This window comes from Chromobacterium sp. INPA-IVC, assembly GCF_059047085.1.
The window spans coordinates 150,451-176,287 of the sequence record NZ_JBTNLS010000008.1; the positions used below are offsets into that span (position 1 = coordinate 150,451).

Here is a 25,837-nt window from a genome sequence, read left to right on the forward strand (position 1 = left end):
TCCTGACGTCGGTCGGTAAATATTTTTTGCTCGGACTATTTTTTGGCGTCGATCAGCGTTTCACCGCCGCTCCGGCGCAGCGCAACCGGCAGAACCTGGGGCAGAATGCGGGCGAACGCGGGCGCGTCATGGCTGGCAAAGCTGCCGCTCAAGCGCAAACCGCCCAGATCCGGCCGCGCCAGCCTGAGGCCTGTCGGGCCGTAGCGCTCGAACTCGGCCAGCACCTCGGCCAGCGGCCGGTCGGAAAACTCCAACCGCCCCGCGCGCCAGGCGGCCACGGTTTCCGGCGGCTCCGCCGCTTCCCGGCGGAGCGAGCCATCGCGCCAGAGCGCGCGCTGGCCATCGCTCAGCAGCAGCTTGCTCCGCGCTTCGCCGCTCGCGCCCGCCGCCGCCTCGGCATCGCCGTGGTCGGCCACCGCCACCTTGCCGTGCTCCACCGCCACCTCGACCGCGCCATATAGATTGCGCACGGCGAAACGCGTGCCCAGCACCGTCACCCTCACCTGACCGGCCGCCACCCGGAACGGCCGCCCGGCGTCCCGCGCCACCGCGAACATCGCCTGCCCGCGCAGCAGCTTGGTCTCGCGGCGGTCCTTGAAATACGCGATCTCCACCACGGTGTCCGCGTCCAGGCTCAAGCGGCTGCCGTCAGCCAGCATCCGATCCAGCTGCTGGCCGCGCGCGCTGGCCAGCGTCTGCGTCCACTGCGGCTGGCTGGCCCGCCACTGCCAGCCCAGCGTACAGGCGAGCAGCAATATGGCGCAGGCGGCCAGGGCATGGCGCCGGGTTCTGGACGGCGCGGGCGCAGCCAGCCTGCGGCGCTGCTCTCCGCTCAGGCCTGACAGCAAGGCATCGACGCGCGCGTGCGCGGCGTAGGCGCGGCGGTGCTCGCCGGACGCATCCAGCCAGGCGGCCAGTTCCACCCGCTCCGCCTCGTCCAGCCCTTCCCGCTGCCGCAGGCGCCAGCGCGCGGCTTCCGCGTCGGCCAGCTCCCCGTTCGCCGCTTCACGCTCGCGCCTCATCGGCTCTCCTCCTGTTCCAGCGCCCGCTTGCACGCCAGCATGCCGTTGATGATGTGTTTCTCCACCATATTCCGGGAAATGCCCATTTCCCGCGCGATGTCAGCCTGGCTCAACCCTTCCAGCTTGAACAGCACGAAGGCCTGGCGGCAACGCGGCGGCAAGCCCGCTATCGTCCTCTCCAGCAGGGCCAATTGCTGCCGCGCGGCCAACCGCCGCTCCGGCTCGAAATGCGCGGGCGCGGCCAGTTCGATGTCCACCATGTCCAGTTGCGGCCTCGCCTGCTCGCGGCGGTGGCGGTCTATCAGCAGGTTGCGCGCGGCTGCGTACAGCAGCGCCCGCGGCGAGCGCACCGGCGCGCCGCCGGCATCGCCCTCCGGAGCCTGCAGATTCAACACTTTCAGATATGCGTCCTGCGCCACGTCCTCCGCGCGCTGGCGCGAACCGGTGGCCCGGGTGAGAAAATTGAGCAGTTCGCGATAATAGCCGTCCATCACCAGCGTCGCCCGTGACAAAAGGGCGCAGCATAGCGCAAGAAAGAAATGATAACAATTATCGTTATCAGCAATATCAGGGATGGAAATGCGAAGGGCCCGGACAATAGCCGGGCCCTTGCGGGAATGCTTGGTGGGTCGTGCGGGATTCGAACCTGCGACCAACGGATTAAAAGTCCGCTGCTCTACCAGCTGAGCTAACGACCCATTGGGGTATTCATGTCGGGGAGGGTGCAGGGATGGTGGTGGGTCGTGAGTGGCTCGAACACTCGACCTACGGATTAAGAGTCCGCTGCTCTACCAACTGAGCTAACGACCCATCCGGTCTGCACAAAAGACAGAAATGAACTTGATTGGTGGGTCGTGCGGGATTCGAACCTGCGACCAACGGATTAAAAGTCCGCTGCTCTACCAGCTGAGCTAACGACCCGCACAACGTACGGCGGCATGTCTTTGGATGGTGGGTCGTGAGTGGCTCGAACACTCGACCTACGGATTAAGAGTCCGCTGCTCTACCAACTGAGCTAACGACCCGTCCGGGACATGCGACTACACTATATCAAGCTTTCTCTGGTGGGTCGTGCGGGATTCGAACCTGCGACCAACGGATTAAAAGTCCGCTGCTCTACCAGCTGAGCTAACGACCCATCGAGAGCTCGCAACTATAATGAAACGTTTCAGATGCGTCAAGCCGTATCGCGAAAAATTTCTCTCCGCCGCCGCCCGGAGAGGGGAACGAAAACGGGGCGAAAACAGTCGGAACAAACCGGGCCGGAATCATTCGCCACTTGAAACTACGTTGTTCGATACCCATGTGAGATAAGAGGGCAATCCCTGCGTCAGCGGCAGCGCGACGATTTCCGGCACCTGGTACGGATGCAGCGCCGCCAGCCGCGCTTCCAGTTGCGGATACGCGTCAGCGCGGGTCTTGATCAGCAGCGGAATCTCCTCGGCCCGCTCCACCGCGCCCTGCCAGCGGTACACTGAGCGGCAGGGACTCAGAATATTGACGCAGGCGGCCAGTTGTTCGGCCACCAGCGTCGTCGCGATGCGCTCGGCGGTTTCCGCGTCGGGCGCGTTGCAGACAACCAATAAACAATCGTTAGATGGAATCGGATTCAAGATGCGCGTTCTCCCGCTGCTGTTGTTGATTTACCCGTTCGCAGAAATCGCCGCCCTGGTGGCGCTGGCCGACCGCATCGGCGGCCTGGCGGTGTTCCTCTTGGTAGTGCTGTCCTCGATGCTGGGCCTGTGGATGCTGCGCAACCAGAAGCTGGGCGCGCTGCTGACGCTGGGCAGCGTGATGCGCCAGGGCGACAAGGTTTCGCTGTATTCGCTGCTGTGGCCGCTGCGTTACGCGCTGGCCGGCCTGCTGTTCCTGCTGCCCGGCCTGCTCAGCGACCTCGCCGCCATCCTGCTGCTGCTGCCGCTGAAAGGCCCGGACATCTCGCTGCGCGCCACCGGCGCCGGCCCGTCCGCCGGCCCCGCCGGCAACAGCGACGTCATAGAAGGCGAATTCCAACGCGTCGACGAAACCACGCCGCCGGGACGCCGCCTTCAGTGAAAACCCAGGCGATCCAGCGCCGACGCGTCATCAAGGCCGCAGGCGATCCGCACCACCTTGTGCCGGCTCTTATCGCCGGACAGCAGCTCCACATCGCGCTTGGCGACGCCGAAACGGTCGGCCAGCCAGGCCAGCAGCGCGGCATTGGCCTTGCCGTCCACCGGCGGCGCGGCCAGCCTGACCTTCAGGCAGTCGCCGTGCTCGCCGGCCGCCTCGGTCTTCTTGGCGCCCGGCTGCACGTGCAGCGTCAGCCGGACGCAGCCGTCATGGCACGACAACCAAGATTTCATCCCATTTCCCGCCCAAAACGGGAAGTGTAGTCCAAAACGCGGCCTGGAAGCAGCGCCGCCAAAAAGGAGCATCGTCATGGATATCGGCATCAACGAACAAGATCGCCAGGAAATCGCCCACGGCCTGTCCCGCCTGCTGGCGGACAGCTACACCCTGTACCTGAAGACGCACAACTTCCACTGGAACGTCACCGGGCCGATGTTCAACACCCTGCACCTGATGTTCGAGACCCAGTACAACGAGCTGGCGCTGGCCGTGGACGCCGTCGCCGAGCGCATCCGCGCGCTGGGCCACTACGCGCCGGGCAGCTACGCCGACTACGCCAAGCTGACCGCCATCCCCGAATCCGCCGGCGCGCCGCCCAAGGCCGAAGAGATGATCCGCCAATTGGTCGAGGGCCACGAAACCGTGTGCCGCACCGCCCGCAGCGTGTTCGCCGTAGTGGAGCGCGCGTCCGACGAGCCCAGCGCCGACTTGCTGACCCAGCGCCTGCAGGTGCACGAGAAAACCGCCTGGATGCTGCGCAGCCTGCTGGAAAAATAAGCCGGCCGCGCGCCGCCGCCGAAACGCCGCCTCCGCGCGGCGTTTTTGCATGGCCGCCATGCTACACTCTGGCAAAATCCGGAAACCCGCGATGGCCGATCACCTGTACCGTCCCCGCCCATCCGCGTCCAGCGCCCCGCTGCTGTGGGTGGCGCTGGGCGTGTCGCTGCTGGCCCACCTGCTGCTGCTCAGCCTGGGCGGCCGCCTCTCCGCGCCCGACCGGCCCGGCGAAGCGCCCGCGTCCCAGATCAATATCCGCCTGATCCGCCATCCTGCGGCGGCCACGCCGCCGACCGAAAGGCTGGCCGAAATCGATCATGCCGGTTCGGGCAACAGCGCCGAGCCGCGCCAGTTGCTCAGCCGCCGCGAGCCGCCCAAGCCGCGCCCCGCCGCGGAAATGCCGCCGCCGGCTCCGACCAACCCGATCGCCCGCCCAACCCCGGCGCCGGCCAAGGTCCAGCCCGCGCCGCCCAGCGGCCAGGTCAGCACCGGCTCGCTGCTGGCCCAGGTCGGCGCGCTGTCGCGCGGCGGCGACAGCGCCATCGTCGACAACGACAAGGAGAGCGGCCAGGCCGGCAACGCGCTCGGCGAGGCGGCCCGCGGCTATCCCTGGGCGCGCTACCAGGCCGACTGGCGGCTGAAAGTGGAGCGCATCGGCAACCTGAATTACCCGGATGAAGCGCGCCGCCAGGCCCTGCATGGCGCGGTGACGCTGGAAGTGACGATAGCCGCCGACGGCAGCCTGCAGGGACAGCGAGTCACCCGCAGCTCCGGCAGCCCGGTGCTGGACGAAGCCGCCCAGCGCATCGTCGAGCTGTCCTCGCCGTTTCCGCCGTTTCCGCCCGCGCTGGCCCGCGCCCCAACAATGCGCATCAACCAGCGCTTCGTCTTCACCCGGGACAACCTCTTATCCAGCCATTGAACCAAGGAAGCATCATGTTTGAAGTCAACCGCAGCATCGCGCTGCTGCGCCCGCAGGCCCCGTTTCTCGCCTGGCTGAAAAGCCTGCCCGGCGGCATCGATCCGCAACTGACGCTGGAAGCGCTGGCCGCCGACAGCAACGCGCTGCTGATCCCGCCGGCGGAAGACGCCGACGCCGCGCGCCGCTTCGTGCAGCAACGCCATCGCCAGCTGTTCGAGGCCGAGCTGGCCGACTGGTGCGAAGACCAGAGCCTGTGGCCGCAGAACATCAGTCCCAACCTGTTCCAGCAATGGTTCAAGGTGGAAATCCACTCGGTGCTGACCGATCTGGTCGAAGAGCCGCTGGAGCGAGAGGCCTTCGTGCCGCTGGATCTGGACGGCAGCGCCGATTAACCGCCACACACAATAGAGGGGAAACACATGGCGCACCACACCCGGATCAAGGTCCGCGGCTATCACCTGGACCTGTTCGGCCACGTCAACAACGCGCGCTATCTGGAATTTCTGGAAGAAGCCCGCTGGAGCCAGTTCGAAGAGCAAGGCGGACTGGACTGGTTCCTGAAATCCGGCCTGGCGTTGGCTGTGGTCAACATCAACATCGACTATCGCCGCCCGGCGCTGATGGGCGAGCAACTGCTGATCGAGACCGGCCTGAAGTCCATCGGCAACCGCAGCGCGGTGATCCACCAGCGCGTGCTGCTGGAAGGCGCAGACACCGTGGTGGCCGAGGCCGACGTCACCTTCGTGGTGTTCGACGCCAAACAGAACAAGGCGGTGGTGCTGGAAGGACAATTGAAGGACATGCTGGAACAGATGACCGCCTCTCCGGTCTGAACCAGCGGCAGACACGACAGGAAATCGAGATGAAGAAGGGTTTGATCATTGCGCTGGCGCTGCTGGTCGCCGCCGGCGCCGCCTACAAGCTGATGTTCTCCGGCAACCCGGCCCCCGAGGTGAAGCTGACCTCGCTGACCGGCGCCGCCACCAGCACCTCGGCGCTGAAAGGCAAGGTGGTGCTGGTCAATTTCTGGGCCACCAGTTGTCCCGGCTGCGTCGAGGAGATGCCGGAAATCAAGAAGCTGCACCAGGACTACGGCGGCAAAGGGCTGAACGTGCTGGCGGTGGCGATGAGCTACGACCCGCCCAACTACGTGCAGAACTTCGTCGCCAAGAACCAGCTGCCCTTCTTCGTCGCGCTGGACCCGCAAGGAACCACGGCCAAGGCCTTCGGCGACATCCAGCTGGCGCCGACGACTTTCCTGATCGACAAGCAGGGCAATATCATCAAGCGCTACGTCGGGGTGATGAACTTCCCCGAGGTGCGCAAGCTGATCGAGCAGCACCTCTAAGCCGCAAACCACCGCCCCGCCCGCCGGGGCGTTTTCCTACCCCATGCCCCCGCACACCGCGCAGCCCGGATCGCGCGGCACGCGTATCTGCTTGAAGCCGCCGCTCAGCGCGTCGTACAGCGTCAGCTTGCCCAGCACCGGCGCAACGCCGGCCAGCAGCTTGACCGCCTCCACCGCCTGCAGGCTGCCGATCACGCCGACCAAGGGCGACAGCACGCCGAAGGTGGCGCAGGGGCCGTCGCTGGCCTCGCCCTCGTCCGGAAACAGGCAGTGGTAGCAGGGCGAGGCCGCGTCGCGGCTGTCGAACACCGCCAACTGGCCCGAGAAGCGCACCGCCGCGCCGGACACCAGCGGCACCCTGGCGGCGATGCAGGCGCGGTTGACCGCGTGGCGGGTGGCGAAATTGTCGGAGCAATCCAGCACCACGTCGTGCGCAGCCACCTCTTCGATCAAGCGATCGCCCGCCAGCCGCTCGGCCAGCGGCCTGATCTCGATCGAGGGATTCATCGCGGCCATCCGCCGCGCCGCCGACTCGGCCTTGCCTTGGCCCAAACTGACGGCGTCGTGGGCGATCTGGCGCTGCAGATTGGACAGTTCCACCACGTCGTCGTCGACGAGGGTGATCCGGCCGACGCCGGCGCTGGCCAGGTACAACGCCACGGGCGAGCCCAGGCCGCCGGCGCCGACGATCAGCGCGCGCGCCGCCAGCAGCCGGCGCTGGCCTTCGATGTCGATCTCGGGCAACAGGATGTGGCGGCTATATCGCAGCAGCGCCTCGTCGTCCAGCTCGCGGTCTTGCTCCATGCTCATGCTCCGGAATGCGAAACGCCAGCCGGGAAGGCTGGCGTCGATAAGCGATTTGTGTCGAGCACAACGCCTGAGACCAAGCGCGCCTCCGCAGACAGTACAAATAGCACGGCGGGGAGGCGCGACGCAGTATCAGGCGTTTTGCCTTACTCCTCCGCCACCTTGCGGGCGAACTTGATGCCCAGCTGCTTCAGCTTGCGGTACAAGTGAGTGCGCTCCAGGCCCACCTTCTGCGCCACCCGGCTCATATTGCCGTTCTCCAGCGAGATGTGGTACTCGAAATAGCGGCGCTCCAGCTGTTCGCGCAACTCGCGCAGCGGGATGTTGAAGTCGAAGCCCGACTCTTCCACCGGCTTTTCGTGGCGGAACTGGGCCAGCACCTTGTTGACCTCGGCGGCGTCGACTTCGTCCGACTCGGCCGTCAGCGCCAGGCTCTTGATGATGCTGCGCAGCTGCTCCAGATTGCCCGGCCAGTCGTACTGGCGCATCGCGTTCAGCGCGGCGGTGGTCAGCTTGCGCGCCGGCACCTGCTTGGATTCCACCAGCTCCACCAGGATCTGCTCGGCGATGAAGGTGATGTCCTCGGCGTGCTCGCGCAGCGGCGGGATCGGCACGATCACGCTGGACAGCGCGGTCAGCAGGCGGTTGTCGCACTCGGGATCCACCAGCAGCTCCTGCAGCGGACGGCTGCAGGAACAGATCAGACGCACGTTGAAGCGGTCGAGCTTGGACAGCAGGAACAGCAGGCCCTGCTGCACGCGGCGGCTGTACTGGCCGATTTCCGGCAGGTAGAGCACGCCGTTGTTGGCCTTCTGCAAGAGCTCCAGCGGCGCGTCGGCCAACTGCTCCAGCTTGGCCGGCGTCACCCAAGGCGTGTTGCCCTGGTGGAAAAAGCGCGCCACCAGCTCGAAGCCGGAGCCGGACTCGCCGGTCAGCAGCACCGGCGACTTGACCTTGGCCACGCGCTCCAGCTGGCGCTTGAGCTCCTGGATCGGCTCGCTGCGGCCCAGCTTGTCCAGGTTCAACGAGGTGTTGGCCTGCATGTCGCCGTACTTCAGCGCGCGCTGAACCGTGGTCAACAGCTTCTGCAGCGCGATCGGCTTTTCCAGGAAATCAAAGGCGCCGATGCGGGTGGCTTCCACCGCGGTGTCTATGCTGGCGTGGCCGGACATCATCACCACCGGCATGTTGAGCAGGCCGGACTTGGCCCATTCCTTCAGCAGGGTGACGCCGTCGCAATCGGGCATCCAGATATCCAGCAGCACCAGCGCCGGCCGGGTCTGATTGCGCAATTGGCGGGCCACTTCGGCGTTTTCCGCCAAAGCCACGGTATAACCTTCGTCCTGCAGGATCTCGGAGAGCAGCTCTCGGATGCCGATCTCGTCGTCCACAATCAAAATGTCGCTGCTACGCATTAGGCCTCCAGCAATGGCAGGGAGAGAAGGACGCGCGCTCCATGCTGCCCGGCGTTCCCCAAAATGACCTGTCCATGGTGTTCTTCCATAATCTTCTTGACCACGGCCAGTCCAAGACCGGTTCCCTTGGCTTTACTGGTCACATATGGCTCGAACGCGCGTCTGAGGATGTCCGGGCCGAAGCCCGCGCCATTGTCCTCGACGCTGACGAGCGCGTTTCCTTCTTCTTGTCGGCTGCTAATTTGAATCATCGGGATGCCAACGTCAAGGACTGCATCCTGGGCGTTTTGCATCAGGTTATGCAGCACCTGCCGCAGTAGAGCAGCATCCCCCATGATCATCAGCGGAACTTCGTCCAGCGCAATCTTAACAGCAGGATTGGATTCGTAAAGGGCCATCACCTCCCGGATCACCTGATTGAGATCAAGTTTCACCAGTTTGATCTTGGGCGCGCGGGCATAGTCGCGGAACGCCTCCACCATGCTTTTCAGCGCGCCGACCTGCTTGATGATGGTGTCGGTGGAGCGCTTGAGCATGTCCGCTTCCGGCCCTTCCAGCTTGTCCGCCAGCTTCATCGCTAGCCGTTCGGCGGACAGCTGGATGGGCGTGAGCGGATTGCGGATCTCGTGCGCCAGCCGCTTGGCCACCTCGCCCCAGGCCGCGTCGCGCTGGGCGCGGGCCAGTTCGGTGATGTCGTTGAACACCAGCACGTAGCCGTCGCTGGAATGCTCGGGCAGCCGCGCTCCGCGCACCAGCAGCGTGCGCTCGCCCTGGGCGGTGTCGTAGTCGAGCTGGGTCTCCCAGTCGCTCTCGACGTCGCTGTCGGCATGCTGCATCACCGTTTCCACCAGGCTGGACACTGCCGGCATCAGACCGCCCCATTCCGGGAATCGGTGCTCCGCCAACTGGCTGAAATCGACGCCCAGAATGCGCGAGGCGCTGGTATTGGCGGTGCGGATCTGCCAGTCGCCGCCGAAGGCGATCACGCCGGCCGACAGATTGGTCAGTATGCTTTCCAGATAAAGCTTGCCGCCTTCGAGCTCGCCGCGGCTCTTTTCCGCCAGTTGCCGCGCCTCGTCCAATTGCTGCGTCATACGGTTGAACAGCGTGGTCAGCATGCCCAGCTCGTCGCGGCGGTAGACCGGATGGCGCTTGGAAAAGTCGCCCTGCGCCACCGCCCGGGTACCCGCCGCCAGCTCGGACAAGGGCGCCGACAGCCGCTCCGACAGGAACAGCGCGAAAGCCAGCGCCGCCGTCAGCGCCAGCAGCACCGCCAGCGCCAGCGTCAGCATGTAGAAGGTGCGCAGGCCCTGGCGCGCCAGCAGCAGCTGCCGATACTCGGAGCGAGCGCTCTCGATCTGTTCAGCGTCGCGACTGATGTCGGCCGGCGCCGCCTGCAGCAGCTGCAGCACCCGCGTCTGCTCGCCCGGCCCCCGGTAAGCCAGCAGCACTTTCAGCGCCAGGCCGTTGTTGCCGTCGTTTTCTATGCTCTGCTGCGGCGTGCGCAGCTTGACCGCGCGCAGCGCCTCATGGCCAGGGGATTGCGGCAACCCGCGCGCGTCGCCGCCGGCGAAAGCCAGCAGCTGGCCGTTGCCGCGGTTGAAGATGGCGATTTCCTTCAGGCCCAGCTGCTCGCGCAGCCGTTCCAGCCGCACCGGCAGCACGCCGTCCGGCAGCGCCTCCACCTCGTCCTGCACCATCCGCCCCTTGCGGCCGACGTCGTCCAGCACGTAATTGAGCGCGCTGCGGCCCAGCACCAGGCCGCGATCCAGCGCCGCCTCGACACGCACGTCGAACCAGCTCTCGATGCTACGGGTCAGAAACTGCGCCGACACGGTGAATACCAGCAAACCCGGCACCAACGCGACGCCGGCGAACATCAACGCCAGCTTCTGCGTCAGCTTGGCGCCGAACACGCGGTTCTTCACCCGCTGGCGCAGACGCCAAAGCTGGCGCCCCACCACGCCGAGCAGGGCCAGCAGCAGCAGACTGTTGAGGCCGAACACCCACCAGTAGTAATCGTTGAGTTTTGAGGCGTTGCCGGTGGCCACCGCCAACAGATAGAGCAGGATGGCTCCGATCGTCGCCATCGCGATGGTGGCGTAGCGCATCAGCCGGCGTCCTTGACATCCAGCTTGATCCAGCCGGAATCCAGCGACCAGTCGTCAGAACCCAGTGCGTTCATCTGGAACGGCTTGGGCAGATCGCCGATGTCCAGCATCAGCCGGACCTGGCCGGCCACCTGGCCCGGCTTCTTCGGGTCCAGGGTGCCGGGATTGAGCACGCGCCAGCCCTGGATCGCGCCAAGGGCGGACAAAGCTTCGCGCAAGGTGGGGTAATAGTTGGACAGGCTGCCGATGGTGACGCGGTAGCGCCCGGTCAGCGGCTGGTAGGACAGCTTGAAAGCCAGCTGCGCATGGGGATCGAACCACTCGCGCAGCGACAGGTAGTAGGACGTGGTCCTCGGCTTGGTCAGCTCGAACTCCAGCCGGAAGCCCAGCACCACCCCCTGCTCGAGCGCCTCGCTGAGACTGGGGGTGAGTTTGGTGAGAAAACGGGTGCTGACCGCCAGCGTGCCGTCCGGCATCACCTCGGCCTCGGCGCGGCGCGAGCCTATGGTGTCGGCCAGCGCCGGCGGCAACAGGCAACAGAGCAGAACCAACAGCAGGCTAATGTTTCTCAAGCAGCGCGTAATAGAAGCCGTCATGTCGCTCACAAGGCAGCAGTTGTTCTTCCTTCAGGCACGCCGCATCCGGGTGGCGCTTGAGGAAGCCCTCCAATTGCTGGCGGTTTTCTTCGGGAAAAATCGAGCAGGTAGCGTATAGCATTTTTCCCCCGCTGGCGAGCAGCGGCCACAGCGCGTCGGCCATCGCCGCCTGCTGCTCTCCCAGCGCGGCGAAATCGCCGGGCCGGCGCAGCCATTTGATGTCCGGATGGCGTCTCACCACGCCGGAAGCCGAGCACGGCACGTCGGCCAGGATGCGGTCGAACGGACGGCCGCCCCACCACTCGTCCGGCCGCGACGCGTCGGCCTCGATCAGCTGGGCGGACAAGCCCAGCCGGCGCAGATTGTCGCCGACGCGGGCCAGCCGCGTGGCGTCGATGTCCAGCGCGGTCACCTCCACATCGGCCCGCTCCAGCATGTGGCCGGTCTTGCCGCCCGGCGCGGCGCAAGCGTCCAGCACCCGCAAGCCCGGCTGCAGATCCAGCCAATGCGCGGCGCGCTGCGCGCCCTCGTCCTGCACCGAGGCCAGACCGTCAGCGAAGCCGGGCAGATCGCGCACCGCCACCGGCCGCGCCAACTGCACCGCGTCGTCGCCCAGCGCCTTGGCCGCCAGGCCAACCTCCTCCAACCGCCCCAGATAATCGTCCACCGAGACGCGGCGGCGGTTGACGCGCAGCGTCAGCGGCGGATGGACATTGCTGGCGTCCAGGATGCCGCGCCATTCCGCGGGATAGGCCGCCTTCAGCCGCGCCACCCACCAGTCAGGATGGTTGGCCTGCGCCACCTCATCGGCCGCGGCGTTGGCCAGCAGCTCGTCGCGGCGGCGCTGGAAGTTGCGCAGCACGCCGTTGACCAGGGCCTTGAACTTGCCGCGCGCCATCATGCCGGCCAGCGTCACCGCCTCGTGCACCACCGCGTACTGCGCGGCGCGGGTGTATTGCAGCTGGTACAGCGCGATCAGCAGCAGGCGCTCCACCTGCGGCTCCGGCAGCGGATGCGGCACCAGCTGGCGCAGGCAGTGGCGCAGCACGCCCAGATGGCGCAGGCTGCCGTAGCTCAGGTCCTGCAGCGCGCCGCGTTCGGCGGGCGTCAGCTTGCCGGCCTGGCGATGGGCGTCGGCCAGCGCGTCGGTGAGGGTGGTGCCGGCCTCGATGCGGGCCAGGATCTCGGCGGCCAGTTGCTGGATTTGATGCATGGTGTGTCTTTCGATGAAACAAGGCCAGTCCTGAGGACTGGCCGCGGGTCGGTTCAAGTGCTTGCGTCAACAGGCGCCGCGCGCCAGCGCGTGCAGCCGTTCAATACGGTCGGCGGTATGCGGGTGGGTGCGGAACAAATCGCCGACGCCGCCGCCGGACAGCGGATTGATGATCATCATCTGCGCGGTCTCCGGGTGCGCCTCGGCGGCCGGCATCGCAATGCCCTGGGCATAATATTCGATTTTCTGCAAAGCGGAAGCCAAAGCCAGCGGATCGCCGGAAATTTCCGCCCCGCCTCGGTCGGCCTCGAACTCGCGCGCGCGCGAGATCGCCATCTGGATCAGGCTGGCCGCTACCGGCGCGAGGAAAGCCACCGCCAGCCGCGGCAGCAGGCCGACCGGCTGGCCGTTCTCGTCGCGGCCGCCGAAGAACATCGCGAAGTTGGCCAGCGCGGAGATCGCGCCCGCCATCGTCGCGGAGAGGGTGGAGATCAGCGTGTCGCGGTGCTTGACATGGGCCAGCTCATGGGCCATCACGCCGCGCAGTTCGCGGTAGTCGAGCATGCGCATGATGCCGCTGGTGGCGGCCACCGCGGCGTTTTCCGGATTGCGGCCGGTGGCGAAGGCGTTGGGCTGGTCCTCGTGGATCACGTAGACGCGCGGCATCGGCAGGCCGGCGCGCTGCGCCAGCTCGGCCACCATGCCGTAGAATTCGGGCGCGCTGTTGGCGTCCACTTCCTGCGCGTTGTACATCGACAGCACCATGCGGTCGGAATTCCACCAGGCGAACAGATTCATGCCGCCGCCGAACAACAGCGCCAGCAGCATGCCGCCCTTGCCGCCCAACATGCCGCCGATCAGGACGAACAGGGCCATGATCGCGGCCATCAGCAGCGTGGTCTTCAGCCAGTTATCGTTCATGCTCTCCTCTCGCAACTGCGGGTTTGCCTATTTTTAGAGACTGCGCGCGATCTTTTTTCCAGACTCGCGGCCGGCGGAGAACCGCCGCCACGAGAAAAAGACCGCGGACAGACTCTTAGTGCGTCAAACGCCCAGGCGGGTTCCCGCCGGCAGGCTCTTGCCGGCGACGAAATCGCGCGCCGCCAGCCGCTTGCCGCCAGCGGCCTGCAGCACGGTCAGCCGCACCAGGCCCTGCCCGGCCCCCACCAGCACGCCGTCGGCGTCGGCGGACACCACCGCGCCCGGCTCGGCGGAACCGGCCTCGGCGCTCGCCAGCCACAGCTTCAGCGGCTCGCCGTTCAGCGCGGTGAAGGCGCCCGGCGCCGGATTGTAGGCGCGGATCGCGCGGGCGACATCCCCCGCCGGCAGCGTCCAGTCGACTTCGGCCTCGGCCTTGGACAGCTTCTGCGCGTAGGTGACGCCGTCTTCCGGCTGCTTTTGCGGCGCAATCATGTCCAGGCGGCCCAGCGTCTCGACGATGGCCTGCGCGCCGCAGGCGGCCAGCTTGTCGTGCAGCGTGGCGGCGGTTTCGTCGGCGGCGATGGCCAGCGGGTGGATGCTCAGCATGTCGCCGGTATCGAGGCCGACATCCATCTGCATGATGGTGATGCCGGTTTCCGCGTCGCCGGCCAGGATCGCGCGCTGGATCGGCGCCGCGCCGCGCCAGCGCGGCAGCAAGGACGCGTGGATGTTCAGGCAGCCGCGCGCCGGAATCTCCAGCACGTCCTGCGGCAGGATCAGGCCGTAGGCGGCCACCACCATCACCTCGGCGCCGACGTCGCGCAGCATCTGCTGCGCTTCCAGGTTGCCGCGCAGTTTTTCCGGCTGCTCGACGCGCAGGCCATGCGCCAGCGCCACTTCCTTGACCGGGCTCGGCTTCAGCTTCATGCCGCGGCCTGCCGGCCGATCGGGCTGGGTCAACACCAGCGCGATCTCATGGCCGGCGTCTATCAGCGCGCGCAGCGCGGCGGCGGCGAATTCCGGCGTACCGGCAAAAATCAGTTTCATCTTGATCAGTTCCCCGACAACGACAGCGGCGCCGTCGCGCGGCGCCGCCTGCTCCTGGCCATCCGGCCGGAAATCACATGTTCTGCTTTTCGCGCTTTTTCAGCTTGGTCTTGATGCGGGTCTGCTTCATCTGCGACAGCCGCTCGACGAATACCACGCCGTTCAGGTGGTCGATCTCATGCTGGATGCAGATCGCCAGCAGGCCGTCGGCTTCCAGCTCGAACGGTTTGCCGTCGCGGTCCAGCGCCTTCACCTTGACGTGTTCGGCGCGGGTCACCTTGTCGTAAATGCCGGGCACCGACAAGCAGCCTTCCTCGTAGACGGTCTCGCCGTCCTTGGCGACGATTTCCGGGTTGATGAACACCCGGCGCTCGTCGCGCTCCTCCGAGATGTCCATCACCACCAGGCGGCGATGGTAATCGACCTGCGTGGCCGCCAAGCCGATGCCCTTGGCCTCGTACATGGTCTCGAACATATCGTCTATCTGCTGCTGCAACGCGGCGTCGAAAACCTCCACCGGCTTGGCCACCGTGTGCAGTCTTTCGTCCGGGTAATGCAAAATGTTCAACAGCGCCATTGCTATCCACTCACTCCAAGTTGTCGTATTGCCGCGCCCGCGTCGATAATAGAGCGGTTCGGCGCAGCTTCGTTCCTCTCCGGCGCCGCGCCTTGGCGCGCCGGCATCAAAATTGGGATTCCTCGCATGCGTAAACGCATTATATCGCTTGCCCTGCTGATGGGGCTGGCCTTTCCCGCCTTTTCAGACGATCTGACCGTCAAGCCCGACGCCCCCTCGCGCTACACCGTCGCGCGCGGCGACACGCTGTGGAGCATCGCCGGCCATTACCTGCAAAGCCCTTGGCGCTGGCCGGAACTGTGGCGGATGAACCGCGACCAGGTCCGCAACCCGCACTGGATCTACCCGGGCAATGTGCTGGTGCTCGACTATGTCGACGGCCGGCCCAGGCTCAGCCTGGCTTCCGACGTCCAGCGCGAGGTCAGGCTGTCGCCCCAGGCCAGGCCCGAGGAGCAGGACCGCGCCATCGCCAGCATTCCCGCCGAGGCGATCGAGCCCTTCCTCGCGCGGCCGCTGGTCGTCGATCCCGCCCAGTTCGCCACTGGGCCGAGGCTGGTGGCCGGGCCGGACGAGCGGCTCACCATCACCCAAAGCGACCGCGTCTACGCCAGCGGCGTGACCGAGAACGGCACCTGGCAGGCCTACCGGCTGGGCAAGCAGCTAGTGGACCCCGACAGCAAGGAAGTGCTAGGGGTCGAAGCCGTATATGGTGGCGATCTGGCGGTAGACAAGCTGCGTCCCGACATCCAGACGCTGACCGTCCGCAGCGTGGCAGGCGAAGTGCTGGTCGGCGACCACCTGGTGCGCGCGCCCAAGGCCGCCTTCGTCAACTACGTTCCGCGCCGTCCGGAAGAAAACCTGCGCGGCAAGATCATCGCCGTCTATCAGGGCATAGACGGCGCCGCCCAGTACTCTACGGTGGCGATCAACCTGGGCGAGCGCAACCACATCGAGCCGGGCCTGGTGTTCGGCATCTACAAGAAGGGCAATTCCATCACCATCGCCGACGCCGCCGGCAAGAAGCGCGAAACCCAGCTGCCGACCGAACAGGCCGGCTCGCTGTTCGTCTACCGCGTGTTCGACAAGGTGTCCTACGCGCTGGTGCTCGATAGCCTGGGCGCCCTTTACGTCGGCGACAGCGTCGCCACGCCGGAAGACTGATGACCACTGAACTACAAGCCTGGCTGACGCTGGCGCTGACGCCCGGCATCGGGCCGGTCGGCTTTCTCAAGCTGATCGACGCGTTCGGCTCGGCCGAACACGCGGCGGCCGCCCGCGCCGCCCAAACCGAGAGGCTGGTAGGTCGCGAGGCGGCCGAGGCGCTGCAGGCCGGCGCGGCCGCGGAGCCGGCCCGGGCCGCGCTCGCCTGGGCCGAGGGCGACGGCTGCCATCTGATCACGCTGCAGGACGACGATTACCCGCCGCAACTGGCGGAAGCCGCGTCGCCGCCGCCGCTGCTGTTCGCCCGCGGCCGGCGCGAACTGCTGGCGCGGCCGATGCTGGCCGTGGTCGGCAGCCGCGCCGCCACGCCGCAGGGCAAACGCAACGCCGAGGACTTCTCGTCCGCGCTGGCCGCCCACGGCTACACCATCGTCAGTGGCCTGGCCAGCGGCATCGACGCCGCCGCCCACCACGGCGCGCTGGCGCACCCCGCGTCCACCATCGCGGTGATCGGCACCGGCATCGACCGCGTCTATCCGGCGTCCAACCGCCAGCTGGCGCACCGCGTCGCGGCGGAAGGCCTGATCCTGTCCGAGTTCCCGCTTGGCATGGGGCCGCTGGCCGGCCACTTCCCGCGCCGCAACCGCATCATCGCCGGCCTCGCCCTCGGCTGCCTAGTGGTGGAGGCCGGCACCGCGTCCGGCTCGCTGATCAGCGCGCGGCTGGCGATGGAGAGCAACCGCGACGTGATGGCGATACCGGGCAGCATCCACAACACCCAGGCCCGCGGCTGCCACCGGCTGATCAAGGACGGCGCGCGGCTGGTGGAAACCGTGGACGACGTGCTGGACGAGATCGGCCGGCTGCCCGCCGCGCCCGCCGCCGCCGCACGGGAAGCGGAGCCGGAAGCGCCGCCGTTGCTGCTCAGCATGGGCTGGGAACCGGTGCTGGCGGACTCGCTGGCCGGGACGCTCGGGTTGACTCCCGGGGAGGTTTACGCGATGCTGCTCGAACTGGAACTGGCCGGCCGCGTGGCCAGCCTGCCGGGCGGCCGCTTCCAGCGGCTCGCACAACTCTGAGCGCGCAGCGTTCTTCACGAAAAATACCGATGTTTGACGTACTCACCTATTTATTCGAGCAATACAGCGACCCCGCCGCCTTCGGCGATCGCGGCGCCCTGACCCGCCAGCTGAACGCCGTCGGCTTCGACGACGACGACATCGGCGAAGCGCTGGACTGGCTGGACAGCGTCAGCGAAACCAGCGTCGAGCCCTATCTGGGCGCCGACGAGGGCAGCGGGCTGCGCGTCTACGCCGACAGCGAGCTGGAACACCTGCCGTCCGACGTGCGCGGCCTGATCCAGTTTTTGGAAGACAACGGCGCGCTCAGTCCCGCCCAGCGTGAAATGGTGATCGACCGCCTGCTGGAGCTGGACCCCGAGGATCTGGACGTCGATACCGCCAAATTGCTGGTGCTGATGGTGTTGTGGGCGCAACAGGCGGAGCTGCCCATCTTGCTGGGCGAGGCGCTGCTGGAAGCGGTGCATGGCGAACCAACCATGCAATAGCTTGTCAGCCTCGGTGCGGCGGGCTTAACATGCCGCCGACCGATCGTAACCCTATTTAGTATTCAAGAGCGCCCTTGCGCTCTTGTTTTGTTTGACGGATATAACAAGATGTGTCGGCCGGGCGCGTCCGGCCTCGAATTTTGCTGAAAAGATAATATGCCCTCCAGCCTCCTGATCGTTGAATCGCCATCGAAGGCGAAAACGCTGAAAAAATACCTGGGCCCGGACTTCGAGGTCCTGGCCTCCTACGGCCACGTGCGCGATCTGGTGCCGAAGAACGGCGCCGTCGATCCGGAAAAAGACTTCGCGATGAAGTACCAGCTGATCGCGCGCAACAGCAAGCACGTCGACGCCATCGTCAGCGCGGTGCGCGAGGCCGACCACGTCTATCTGGCGACTGACCCGGACCGCGAAGGCGAGGCCATTTCCTGGCATCTGGTGCAGATCCTCAACAGCAAGAAGCTGCTGAAGGACAAGACCGCCCAGCGCGTGGTGTTCCACGAGATCACCAAGAACGCGGTGCTGGACGCGATCCAGAACCCGCGCGACATCGCGCAGGACCTGGTGGACGCGCAGCAGGCGCGCCGCGCGTTGGACTACCTGGTGGGCTTCAACCTGTCGCCGCTGTTGTGGAAGAAGATTCGCCGCGGCCTGTCCGCCGGCCGCGTGCAGAGTCCGGCGCTGCGGCTGATCTGCGAGCGCGAGAACGAGATCAAGGCCTTCGAGCAGCAGGAATACTGGTCGGTCCACCTCGACAGCCACAAGAGCCGCACCAAGTTCTCCGCCAAGCTGACCCAGCTCGCCGGCAAGAAGCTCGACCAGTTCGACATCCCGAACGAAGCCGAGCAGGCCGCCGTGCTGGCCCGGCTGCAGAACCTGCCGGCCACGGTTGGCTCCATCGAGAAGAAAAAGAAATCGCGCAGCCCCGCCGCGCCGTTCACCACCTCGACGCTGCAGCAGGAGGCCGTGCGCAAGCTGGGCATGACCACCGACCGCGCGATGCGCACCGCCCAGCAGCTGTACGAGGGCATGGACATCGGCCAGGGCACCGTCGGCCTGATCACCTATATGCGTACCGACTCGGTGGCGCTGGCCAACGAGGCCGTGGAAGAGATCCGCGGCTACATCGGCCTGAAATGGGACGCCGACTTCCTGCCGAAAAACCCGGTCGCCTACAAGAGCAAGGCCAAGAACGCCCAGGAAGCGCACGAGGCGATCCGCCCGACCTCCATCCTGCGCACGCCGGAAATGGTCAAGCCCTTCCTGACCACCGACCAGTTCAAGCTCTACGACATGATCTGGAAGCGGACGCTGGCCTGCCAGATGGCGCCGGCCAAGTTCGACACCACCAGCGTCGACATTCTGGTGGGCGAAGGCGTGTTCCGCGCCAGCGGCCAGGTGCAGACCTTCGCCGGCTTCCTCGCCGTGTACGAGGAAGACGTAGACGACGCCGAGGACGAAGACAACGCCAAGCTGCCGCAACTGGCCGAAGGCGAAGAGCTGCCGGTCGACAAGCTGTACGGCGAGCAGCACTTCACCCAGCCGCCGCCGCGCTTCTCCGAAGCCAGCCTGGTGAAGGCGCTGGAAGAATTCGGCATCGGCCGGCCGTCCACCTACGCCAGCATCATCTCGACGCTGAAGGACCGCGAATACGTGATCCTGGACAAGAAGCGCTTCCTGCCGACCGACACCGGCGACATCGTCAACAAGTTCCTGACCGAGCACTTCGCCCAGTACGTCGACTACAACTTCACCGCCAAGCTGGAAGACCAGCTGGACGAGATCGCCAACGGCGGCCGCCAGTGGGTGCCGGTGATGGACACCTTCTGGAAGGGCTTCAAGAAGCAGATCGACGAGAAGGAAAGCATCTCGCGCGCCGAGGTCACCACCGAGAGCCTGGACGAGGACTGCCCGAAATGCGGCAAGCCGCTGTCGATCAAGTTCGGCAAGCGCGGCCGCTTCATCGCCTGCACCGGCTACCCGGAATGCGACTACACGCGCAATATGGGCGAGACAGCGGAGCAAGCGGCCGAGGAAGCCGAAGCGCCGACAGTGATAGAAGGCCGCTCCTGCCCGGATTGCGGCGGCGAGCTGCACATCAAGAAAGGCCGCTACGGCAAGTTCATCGGCTGCGCCAACTATCCGAAGTGCAAGCACATCGAACCGCTGGAAAAGCCGCGCGAAACCGGCGTCACCTGCCCGGAATGCAAGACCGGCCAGCTGATCGAGCGCAAGAGCCGCTACGGCAAGCTGTTCTACAGCTGCAACACCTATCCGAAGTGCAAGTACGCGACCTGGAATCCGCCGATCGCCGAGCCGTGCCCGAAGTGCAACTGGCCGATCCTGACGATCAAGACCACCAAGCGCCGCGGCACCGAGAAGGTGTGCCCGCAGAAGGAATGCGGCTACGCCGAGCAGATCGCGCCGCCGGAAGGCAAGGAAGCGCCAGCCTCCGACGAGGCGTAAGCCCCGCCATGAAAACCGCTCCTTCCCGGAGCGGTTTTTTTACGCCCGCCGCCTGGACGCCCCAGGCGCGGCGGCGGCCGGCAGGCTGCCTGCCTCCGCCTCGCGGATCTCGCGCGCCAGGAAGTAATTGAGCGCGGTGCGCAGCACGGCGATGGCGCCGAGCTTGCCGATCTGGTCCCAGCTGGGCGCCACCGCGGTGGACAGGATGTCCGCCGCCAGCTGCAGCTCCAGCGCCAGGGCCAGGAAGCGGGCGAAGGTCAGCCGCAGCCGGTTGTAGTCGCTGGGCTGACCGGCCAGGGTCTGCCGCAGCCAGCGCCCCGCCACCAGCAGCACGCCGGCGGCGATCGCCAGCGCGCCGCAGGCCTCCACCGCCAGCTTCAGCCACAGCGCCAGGTTCTGCACCAGCTCTTCGACGCCGGCCTGTTGCGGGGAAATCCACATATCGCTCTCCTGTTTCCGGACAAGACAAAGGCCCCGCCGCGGCGGGGCCTTGTTGTCAGAACCGAGCGGCCGCATTCGGTTCCCTCAGCCGAACAGCACGATGCCCCAGACCGTGGCCAGATTGATCAGGCCCAGCAGCTGGGCGGCGCTGCCCATATCCTTGGCCCGCTTGGCCAGCGGATGGCGCTCCAGCGAAGTATGGTCGACCGCAGCCTCGATCGCGGAATTGAGCAGCTCGATGATCAGCGTGGCCAGGCTGCTGGCCACCAGCAGCGCGCGGGCCAGCGGCGTGGTGTGGACGATGAAGGCGGCCGGGATCAGGACCACCGCCAGAATGGTCAACTGGCGGAACGCGTCCTCATGGCGGAACGCCGCCTTCAGGCCGTCCAGCGAATAGCCGAAGGCATTGACCAGCCGGGTGATGCCGGTCTTGCCCTTGAACGGACTTTCCTGCGGTTTTCCCATCATCGCTCCACAATCCGGCGGCGCCGGCTTTCAAAAGACCGGCATGGTAGCGCGGATGCGCCGCGCGGCAAAGCGCTCAGTGCTGGCAGCGCCGCTCCAGCGCGTCGAGGTACAGGCCGGCGACATTGATGCCGGTCTGGTCCATGATTTCGCGGAAGCAGGTCGGGCTGGTGACGTTGACCTCGGTCAGGTAGTTGCCGATCACGTCCAGGCCGGCCAGCAGGATGCCGCGCTTCTTCAGCTCCGGCCCCACCGCCTCGGCGATTTCGCGGTCGCGCGCGCTCAAGGGCCTGGCCTCGCCGCGGCCGCCGGCCGCCAGATTGCCGCGGGTCTCGCCAGCCGCGGGAATGCGCGCCAGGCAGTGGTCGACCGGCACGCCGTCTATCACCAGGATGCGCTTGTCGCCGTCGCGGATCTCCGGGATGTAGCGCTGGGCCATCACCGTGCGCTTGCCGCGCCAGGTGATGGTTTCGATGATCACCGACAGGTTGGGATCATCCGGCTTGACACGGAAGATGCTGTCGCCGCCCATGCTGTCCAGCGGCTTCAGGATCACGTCCTGGTGCTGGTTGACGAAGGCGCGCAGGCGATGAGCCTCGCCGGTGATCAGCGTCGGCGAGATCAGCTCCGGGAAGTGCAGGATGGCCAGCTTCTCGTTGAAGTCCCGCAACGCCTGCCCGCTGGTGAACACCTTGACGCCCTGCTCCTCGGCCAGCGAGAACAGCTGGGACGCGTACAGGTATTCCATGTCGAACGGCGGGTCCTTGCGCATCACCACCGCGCTGAAGGCGGTCAGCGGCTGGCGCAGCTTCTGGCCCAGCTTGTACCAGTTCTGGCGATCCTCGGTGATGGCCAGGTCGCAGGCGTCCACCTGCAGGCGGCCGCCCTCCACCGACAGCTGGCGCGCCTCGGCGAAGCTGAGCGCGTGGCCGCGGCGGTGCGCCTCCTCCATCATCGCGAAGGTGGTGTCCTTGTAAATCTTGAAATGTTCCAGCGGGTCGGCAATGAACAGGATGCGCATGTCTATGCTCCAGCGGGGGTTATTCGGCGTCCGGATCGGTGGCTTCCAGCTCCAGCGAGGCCGCCAGCAGCGCCAGCCGCGAGATCACGCCGTAGGCGTAGAAGCGGTTGGGCGCGCAGTCGGGCAGGCCCTTGCGGTCCGGCAGGCAGGCCGTCTCGAACGACAGCGGCACGAAGTGCATGCCCGGCGCGTTGAGGTTCTCGTCGATGCCGCGGCCGGTGTGCACGCGGTAGAAGCCACCGATCACGTAGCGGTCCATCATGTAGACCACCGGCTCGGCCACCGCCTCGTTGACGGTCTCGAAGGTGTAGACGCCCTCCTGGACGATCACCTCGGACACCTCCAGGCCTTCCTTGACCACCGACATCTTGTTGCGCGCCTTGCGGTTGAGGCCGATCACCTCGTCCGGGCTCTTCACGCTCATCACGCCCATGCCGTAGGTGCCGGCGTCAGCCTTGACGATGACGAAGGGGTCGTTGTCGATGCCGTATTCGCGGTATTTCCGGCCAATTTTTTCCAGCATCTGCGACACGGTCTCGGCCAGCTGCTCCTCGCCGGTACGGGCGTGGAAATCCAGGCCGCCGCAGCTGGAGAAGTAAGGGTTGATGGTCCACGGGTCGATGGAGATCAGCCGGGCGAAGTCGTCGCACACCTTGTTGTACGCTTCGAAATGATGGGTCTTGCGGCGCACCGCCCAGCCGGCGTGCAGCGGCGGCAGCAGCGTCTGCTCCAGATTCTTCAGCTGGTCGGGGATGCCGCCGGACAGGTCGTTGTTGAGCAGCACCACGCAAGGATTGAAGCCGTCGGCCAGCACCAGACGGTTGCCGCGGCGCTCCAGCGGCTCCAGCGTCAGCTTGTCGCCGTTGGCGGCGACCAGCTCGGTCGGCTCGGTGATTTCGGGGCTCAGCGAGCCCAGGCGCACTTTCAGGCCGGCCTGCTCGAAGATGTGCACCAGCGTGGCGACGTTCTGCAGGTAAAAAGTATTGCGGGTATGGTTTTCCGGGATCAGCAGGATGCTGCGCGCCTCCGGACACACCTTGTCCACCGCGCTCTGCGCCGCCTGCACCGCCAGCGGCAGGAATTCCGGATTCAGATTGTTGTGGCCGCCGGGAAACAGGTTCATGTCCACCGGCGCCAGCTTGAAGCCGCTGTTGCGCAGGTCCACCGAGCCGTAGAACGGCGTGGCGTGGGCATGCCACTGGCTGCGGAACCAGTGCTCGATCTGCGGCTGGGCGGCCAGGATGCGGCTTTCCAGCTCGTAAAGCGGGCCGGTGAGAGCGGTGGCCAGGTGCGGAACAGGTGGCATGGTATCCCCTTGGAACGGACGTTGAATTCGCTAATGGTGGGGGTGGCGACAGTCATATTCAAGTGCCGGCGCGCAATGCCGGCGGCCGGACAGGCGAAAATCCGGCCCCAGTCGCGGAGCGGTGAGATTCCCTAGCCCTTCGCCAGGACTCTCATCATAGCCCGCCGGACAAACAAAAAGGCGCCGCGAAACGCGGCGCCCTCCAAGGCCTGACGGCCAGGCCGGATTACAGCGGCCATTCCTCTCCATAGGCTTCGAAGTAGATGTCCTTCAAAGAGTCCCAGTCGAAGAAGTGGTTCTGGCAGCCCGGCGTGGTGACCTTGATCGCGCCGATCACATTGGCCAGGCGGCCGGTGATCTTCCAGTCCACGCCGCGGCTGATGCCCCACAGCAGGCCGGCGCGGAACGCGTCGCCGCAGCCCATCGGATCCACCGGCTTGATGGGCATCTGCACGCGCGGAATCAGGTGCACCGTGTCGTCGACGTAGATCTCGGCGCCCTTGGAGCCGCGGGTGACGATCAGCGCCTTGACCTTCTTGCGCAGGTCGTCGACGGTCAGGCCGGCGCGCTCGCGCATCAGCTCGCTCTCGTAGTCGTTGATCGCCACATAGCTGGCCAGCTCGACGATCTCGTGGATCTCGTCGCGCGACAGCAGCGGCAGCTCCTGGCCCGGATCAAAGATGAACGGGATGCCCGCCGCCGCCAGCTCCCGCGAGTGCTGGATGAAGGCGGTGTAGCCCCCGGGCGACAGGATGGCCAGCTCGATCGGGTCCTTGATGTCGGACACGTGGTTCTCGGTGGCGAAATCCATCGCGCCCGGATGGAAGGCCATCAGCTGGTTGCCGTCCTTGTCGGCAATGCCGAAGCATTGCGGGGTATACTGCTTGCGGATCAGGCGGATAAAACGGTCGTCCACGCCCACCCGCTTCAGGTGCTGGCGATATGGCTCGAAGTCCTCGCCCACCACGCCCATCACGATAGGCTTCTCGCCCAGCAGACACAGGCTGTAGGCGATATTGCCGGCCATGCCGCCGAATTCGCGGCGCATCGTCGGAGCGAGGAAGGTGGTCGAAATCTTGTGCAGCTGATCCGGCAGGATCTGGCTGTCGAATCGGCCATGGAACGAGAACAGGGTATCGTATGCGAGCGCCCCGCAGACGAGGATAGACATGCCCACTCCGCAAAGTAATCAATCGAACATTTTAACATAAAGTTTATTTTTCGATCATCCCCGGATCGCCGCAAGTTGCGGAAATCCAAGACAATTCCATTGACATCACAGGAAAAGCCGATGAACACCAAACGCCTGTTCGCCTCCCTGCTGCTGGCCGCGCTGCCGCTGGCCGCCCAGGCGGCACCCTCGCTGGAGCAAAGCCGCTTCGCCGACCTCAACGCCAAGCCGGTGGCCGTGTCCGCCTACAAGGGCAAGGTGACGGTGCTGAACTTCTGGGCCACCTGGTGCGGCCCCTGCCGCGAAGAGATGCCGATGCTGAACGGCCTGCGCAAGAAACTGTCGCCGAAAGGCGTGGAAGTGGTGGGCGTGGCGCTGGACAGCAAGGAGCAGGTGGAGCCCTTCGTCAAGCAGCTGAAGATCGGCTACCCGATCCTGCTGGGCAACGACGACACACTGGACCTGATGCGCAGCCTGGGCAACAAGACCGGCGGCCTGCCGTACACGCTGGTGCTGGACCGCCAGGGCAAGGTGGCGGCGACGCTGACCGGCAAGCTGGACGAGAAGAAACTGGAAGCGGCGGTCAAACCCTACCTGTAATCGCTTCTCCCGCGGCCCTTCCCTCATGCAGAAAAGGGAGGGGCCGGCCCTTCGCCAACCCGCTCCCCTCGCACGGCTTATCCCGCGCGCCGCAAGCGAACCTTCTCCACCAGCTCCGCCATCTCATCCGGCGCTTCCCGCTCGATCAGCCAGTAGCGGCGGCAGTCGCCGGTGCGGCCTATCCAGTCGCCCTCCACCAGCTCGCGCCGAATCAGCACGTGGTCGCCGAAAGCCTCCAGCGCGCGGATGGCGGCGTTGACCGCCGGCTCATCCCACTCCTCGCCGCGCGGCAGGCCGGCCCACAACGCCCACAGGCAGGCGCGCTGTTCGCTGAATTTCTTCGGCCAGCGCAGCAGCCGGCCTGCCCCGTCGAAATGGCGCAACAGGCGGCGGACTTCATTCGACACGGTTTCCGGCTCCACCGGAAGCGGGCGGTCGTGCTCGGCGCGCAGGTGCTGGAAATTCTGGAAGCCGGCGGAGCGGGCCAGCATGTTGAGGATCTGCAGATGGCCGGGCGCTTCGGCCTCCGCCATCCACTGCCGCTTCAGGGAGCGGGCAAGGGACGAGATATCGCTGCTGTAGAACGGATAAACGGTGCGAGACATGGTTCGAATCCTGTCTGCGTGCCAAGGTCGGGAAGGACTGCCGCGGTCGCCGTTGCGGCCTGGCACGGGGTTCGAGCCAAGCGAGATGATGAGTGCTGCAAGCCAAGACAGGTTTAGCGTGGCGAAATCGCCGGCGACGCCTGGGTGAACTGTTGACCCGCCGTCA

At 66.1% G+C, this 25,837-nt stretch carries 29 protein-coding genes and 5 tRNA genes; 11 read left to right on the forward strand and 23 right to left on the reverse strand.

The features are described 5' to 3' along the window. Positions 1-35: 35 nt before the first annotated feature. The 8 genes from ACX17K_RS16410 to cutA all read right to left on the reverse strand — a co-directional run bounded on the left by ACX17K_RS16410 (position 36) and on the right by cutA (position 2,605). Positions 36-1,022 (reverse strand): FecR family protein, encoded by a 987-nt coding sequence (locus ACX17K_RS16410; protein ID WP_493775629.1) that lies wholly within the window; start codon positions 1,020-1,022, stop codon positions 36-38. Next, a complete protein-coding gene (locus ACX17K_RS16415; protein WP_493775630.1) occupies positions 1,019-1,513 on the reverse strand; it encodes a sigma-70 family RNA polymerase sigma factor in 495 nt (164 codons plus the stop codon). Before ACX17K_RS16415 ends, ACX17K_RS16410 begins: the two co-directional genes overlap by 4 nt. Before the next feature lie 131 nt (positions 1,514-1,644). Continuing rightward, positions 1,645-1,720, reverse strand: a tRNA-Lys gene (locus ACX17K_RS16420). 36 nt (positions 1,721-1,756) lie between these two features. Continuing rightward, a tRNA-Lys gene (locus ACX17K_RS16425) sits at positions 1,757-1,832 on the reverse strand. Between the two features lie 35 nt (positions 1,833-1,867). Next, positions 1,868-1,943, reverse strand: a tRNA-Lys gene (locus tag ACX17K_RS16430). 28 nt (positions 1,944-1,971) lie between these two features. Further along, positions 1,972-2,047, reverse strand: a tRNA-Lys gene (locus tag ACX17K_RS16435). 37 nt (positions 2,048-2,084) lie between these two features. Next, positions 2,085-2,160, reverse strand: a tRNA-Lys gene (locus tag ACX17K_RS16440). 130 nt (positions 2,161-2,290) lie between these two features. Beyond that, positions 2,291-2,605: a divalent-cation tolerance protein CutA gene (gene cutA, locus ACX17K_RS16445; protein ID WP_493775631.1), complete on the reverse strand. Its 315-nt coding sequence runs from the start codon at positions 2,603-2,605 to the stop codon at positions 2,291-2,293. A 31-nt stretch (positions 2,606-2,636) separates the two neighbouring features. Between cutA and ACX17K_RS16450 the strand changes: the two genes are divergently transcribed. Beyond that, entirely contained in the window at positions 2,637-3,077 is a 441-nt protein-coding gene (locus ACX17K_RS16450) for an FxsA family protein (protein WP_493775632.1), read from the forward strand. Here the strand turns inward: ACX17K_RS16450 and ACX17K_RS16455 are convergent. Beyond that, complete coding sequence (locus ACX17K_RS16455; protein WP_493775633.1) at positions 3,071-3,367, reverse strand: DUF167 domain-containing protein; 297 nt, start codon at positions 3,365-3,367, stop codon at positions 3,071-3,073. The genes ACX17K_RS16450 and ACX17K_RS16455 overlap by 7 nt on opposite strands. 76 nt (positions 3,368-3,443) lie before the next feature. Here ACX17K_RS16455 and ACX17K_RS16460 point away from each other — a divergent pair, with 76 nt between their 5' ends. The 5 genes from ACX17K_RS16460 (at position 3,444) to ACX17K_RS16480 (ending at position 6,181) form a co-directional block, all read left to right on the forward strand. Next, complete coding sequence (locus tag ACX17K_RS16460; protein WP_021475269.1) at positions 3,444-3,911, forward strand: Dps family protein; 468 nt, start codon at positions 3,444-3,446, stop codon at positions 3,909-3,911. A 91-nt stretch (positions 3,912-4,002) separates the two neighbouring features. Then, complete coding sequence (locus ACX17K_RS16465) at positions 4,003-4,833, forward strand: energy transducer TonB (RefSeq protein WP_493775634.1); 831 nt, start codon at positions 4,003-4,005, stop codon at positions 4,831-4,833. Between the two features lie 14 nt (positions 4,834-4,847). After that, positions 4,848-5,225 (forward strand): VacJ, encoded by a 378-nt coding sequence (locus tag ACX17K_RS16470; protein ID WP_493775635.1) that lies wholly within the window; start codon positions 4,848-4,850, stop codon positions 5,223-5,225. 27 nt (positions 5,226-5,252) lie between these two features. Continuing rightward, positions 5,253-5,666: an acyl-CoA thioesterase gene (locus tag ACX17K_RS16475; RefSeq protein WP_166439827.1), complete on the forward strand. Its 414-nt coding sequence runs from the start codon at positions 5,253-5,255 to the stop codon at positions 5,664-5,666. 29 nt (positions 5,667-5,695) lie between these two features. Beyond that, positions 5,696-6,181 (forward strand): TlpA family protein disulfide reductase, encoded by a 486-nt coding sequence (locus ACX17K_RS16480; protein ID WP_221667909.1) that lies wholly within the window; start codon positions 5,696-5,698, stop codon positions 6,179-6,181. A gap of 36 nt (positions 6,182-6,217) precedes the next feature. Here the strand turns inward: ACX17K_RS16480 and ACX17K_RS16485 are convergent, their stop codons facing one another. The 8 genes from ACX17K_RS16485 to def all read right to left on the reverse strand — a co-directional run bounded on the left by ACX17K_RS16485 (position 6,218) and on the right by def (position 14,868). Next, positions 6,218-6,985, reverse strand: a complete 768-nt coding sequence (locus tag ACX17K_RS16485) for a HesA/MoeB/ThiF family protein (protein ID WP_493775636.1) — start codon at positions 6,983-6,985, stop codon at positions 6,218-6,220. 149 nt (positions 6,986-7,134) lie between these two features. Next, positions 7,135-8,403, reverse strand: coding sequence for a sigma-54-dependent transcriptional regulator (locus ACX17K_RS16490; RefSeq protein ID WP_011137805.1), 1,269 nt, complete (start codon positions 8,401-8,403; stop codon positions 7,135-7,137). Then, positions 8,403-10,514, reverse strand: coding sequence for a sensor histidine kinase (locus ACX17K_RS16495; protein WP_493775637.1), 2,112 nt, complete (start codon positions 10,512-10,514; stop codon positions 8,403-8,405). The genes ACX17K_RS16490 and ACX17K_RS16495 overlap by 1 nt, the downstream gene beginning before the upstream one ends. Then, the gene (locus ACX17K_RS16500; protein WP_493775638.1) at positions 10,514-11,086 is read right to left on the reverse strand and encodes a DUF4390 domain-containing protein; all 573 of its coding nucleotides are present in this window, start codon (positions 11,084-11,086) and stop codon (positions 10,514-10,516) included. The genes ACX17K_RS16495 and ACX17K_RS16500 overlap by 1 nt, the downstream gene beginning before the upstream one ends. Continuing rightward, complete coding sequence (rsmB, locus tag ACX17K_RS16505) at positions 11,073-12,323, reverse strand: 16S rRNA (cytosine(967)-C(5))-methyltransferase RsmB (protein WP_493775639.1); 1,251 nt, start codon at positions 12,321-12,323, stop codon at positions 11,073-11,075. Before rsmB ends, ACX17K_RS16500 begins: the two co-directional genes overlap by 14 nt. Positions 12,324-12,389: 66 nt before the next feature. Then, positions 12,390-13,244, reverse strand: a complete 855-nt coding sequence (htpX, locus tag ACX17K_RS16510) for a zinc metalloprotease HtpX (protein WP_231161923.1) — start codon at positions 13,242-13,244, stop codon at positions 12,390-12,392. 123 nt (positions 13,245-13,367) lie between these two features. Further along, the gene (fmt, locus tag ACX17K_RS16515) at positions 13,368-14,291 is read right to left on the reverse strand and encodes a methionyl-tRNA formyltransferase (RefSeq protein WP_493775640.1); all 924 of its coding nucleotides are present in this window, start codon (positions 14,289-14,291) and stop codon (positions 13,368-13,370) included. Between the two features lie 73 nt (positions 14,292-14,364). After that, positions 14,365-14,868 carry a peptide deformylase gene (def, locus tag ACX17K_RS16520; RefSeq protein ID WP_166439835.1) on the reverse strand — a complete coding sequence of 168 codons (504 nt, stop codon included), beginning with the start codon at positions 14,866-14,868 and terminating at the stop codon, positions 14,365-14,367. 126 nt (positions 14,869-14,994) lie between these two features. Between def and ACX17K_RS16525 the strand changes: the two genes are divergently transcribed. The 4 genes from ACX17K_RS16525 (at position 14,995) to topA (ending at position 20,062) form a co-directional block, all read left to right on the forward strand. Further along, positions 14,995-16,029, forward strand: a complete 1,035-nt coding sequence (locus ACX17K_RS16525) for a LysM peptidoglycan-binding domain-containing protein (RefSeq protein ID WP_493775641.1) — start codon at positions 14,995-14,997, stop codon at positions 16,027-16,029. Next, complete coding sequence (gene dprA, locus ACX17K_RS16530; protein WP_493775642.1) at positions 16,029-17,108, forward strand: DNA-processing protein DprA; 1,080 nt, start codon at positions 16,029-16,031, stop codon at positions 17,106-17,108. The genes ACX17K_RS16525 and dprA overlap by 1 nt, the downstream gene beginning before the upstream one ends. A gap of 29 nt (positions 17,109-17,137) precedes the next feature. Then, the gene (locus ACX17K_RS16535) at positions 17,138-17,596 is read left to right on the forward strand and encodes a Smg family protein (RefSeq protein WP_231155294.1); all 459 of its coding nucleotides are present in this window, start codon (positions 17,138-17,140) and stop codon (positions 17,594-17,596) included. Between the two features lie 156 nt (positions 17,597-17,752). Beyond that, the gene (topA, locus tag ACX17K_RS16540) at positions 17,753-20,062 is read left to right on the forward strand and encodes a type I DNA topoisomerase (protein ID WP_343480990.1); all 2,310 of its coding nucleotides are present in this window, start codon (positions 17,753-17,755) and stop codon (positions 20,060-20,062) included. 39 nt (positions 20,063-20,101) lie between these two features. Here topA and ACX17K_RS16545 read toward each other — a convergent pair whose 3' ends face one another. From ACX17K_RS16545 to ACX17K_RS16565, 5 genes are all read right to left on the reverse strand, one after another. Continuing rightward, positions 20,102-20,503 (reverse strand): DUF1622 domain-containing protein, encoded by a 402-nt coding sequence (locus ACX17K_RS16545; protein ID WP_493775643.1) that lies wholly within the window; start codon positions 20,501-20,503, stop codon positions 20,102-20,104. Between the two features lie 84 nt (positions 20,504-20,587). Further along, positions 20,588-20,968 carry a diacylglycerol kinase gene (locus tag ACX17K_RS16550; RefSeq protein ID WP_343480988.1) on the reverse strand — a complete coding sequence of 127 codons (381 nt, stop codon included), beginning with the start codon at positions 20,966-20,968 and terminating at the stop codon, positions 20,588-20,590. Between the two features lie 76 nt (positions 20,969-21,044). Continuing rightward, entirely contained in the window at positions 21,045-21,989 is a 945-nt protein-coding gene (gshB, locus tag ACX17K_RS16555; RefSeq protein WP_046157925.1) for a glutathione synthase, read from the reverse strand. Between the two features lie 19 nt (positions 21,990-22,008). After that, on the reverse strand, positions 22,009-23,295 hold the full coding sequence (gene gshA / locus ACX17K_RS16560) for a glutamate--cysteine ligase (protein WP_493775644.1): 1,287 nt from the start codon (positions 23,293-23,295) through the stop codon (positions 22,009-22,011). 226 nt (positions 23,296-23,521) lie between these two features. Then, positions 23,522-24,466, reverse strand: a complete 945-nt coding sequence (locus ACX17K_RS16565; protein WP_463089633.1) for a carbohydrate kinase family protein — start codon at positions 24,464-24,466, stop codon at positions 23,522-23,524. Positions 24,467-24,586: 120 nt separating this feature from the next. Between ACX17K_RS16565 and ACX17K_RS16570 the strand changes: the two genes are divergently transcribed. Beyond that, complete coding sequence (locus ACX17K_RS16570) at positions 24,587-25,066, forward strand: TlpA family protein disulfide reductase (protein WP_021475565.1); 480 nt, start codon at positions 24,587-24,589, stop codon at positions 25,064-25,066. 77 nt (positions 25,067-25,143) lie between these two features. On the opposite strand, the gene ACX17K_RS16575 is transcribed toward ACX17K_RS16570, so the two are convergent. Then, complete coding sequence (locus tag ACX17K_RS16575; RefSeq protein ID WP_493775645.1) at positions 25,144-25,671, reverse strand: DUF2087 domain-containing protein; 528 nt, start codon at positions 25,669-25,671, stop codon at positions 25,144-25,146. Between the last annotated feature and the right edge of the window lie 166 nt (positions 25,672-25,837).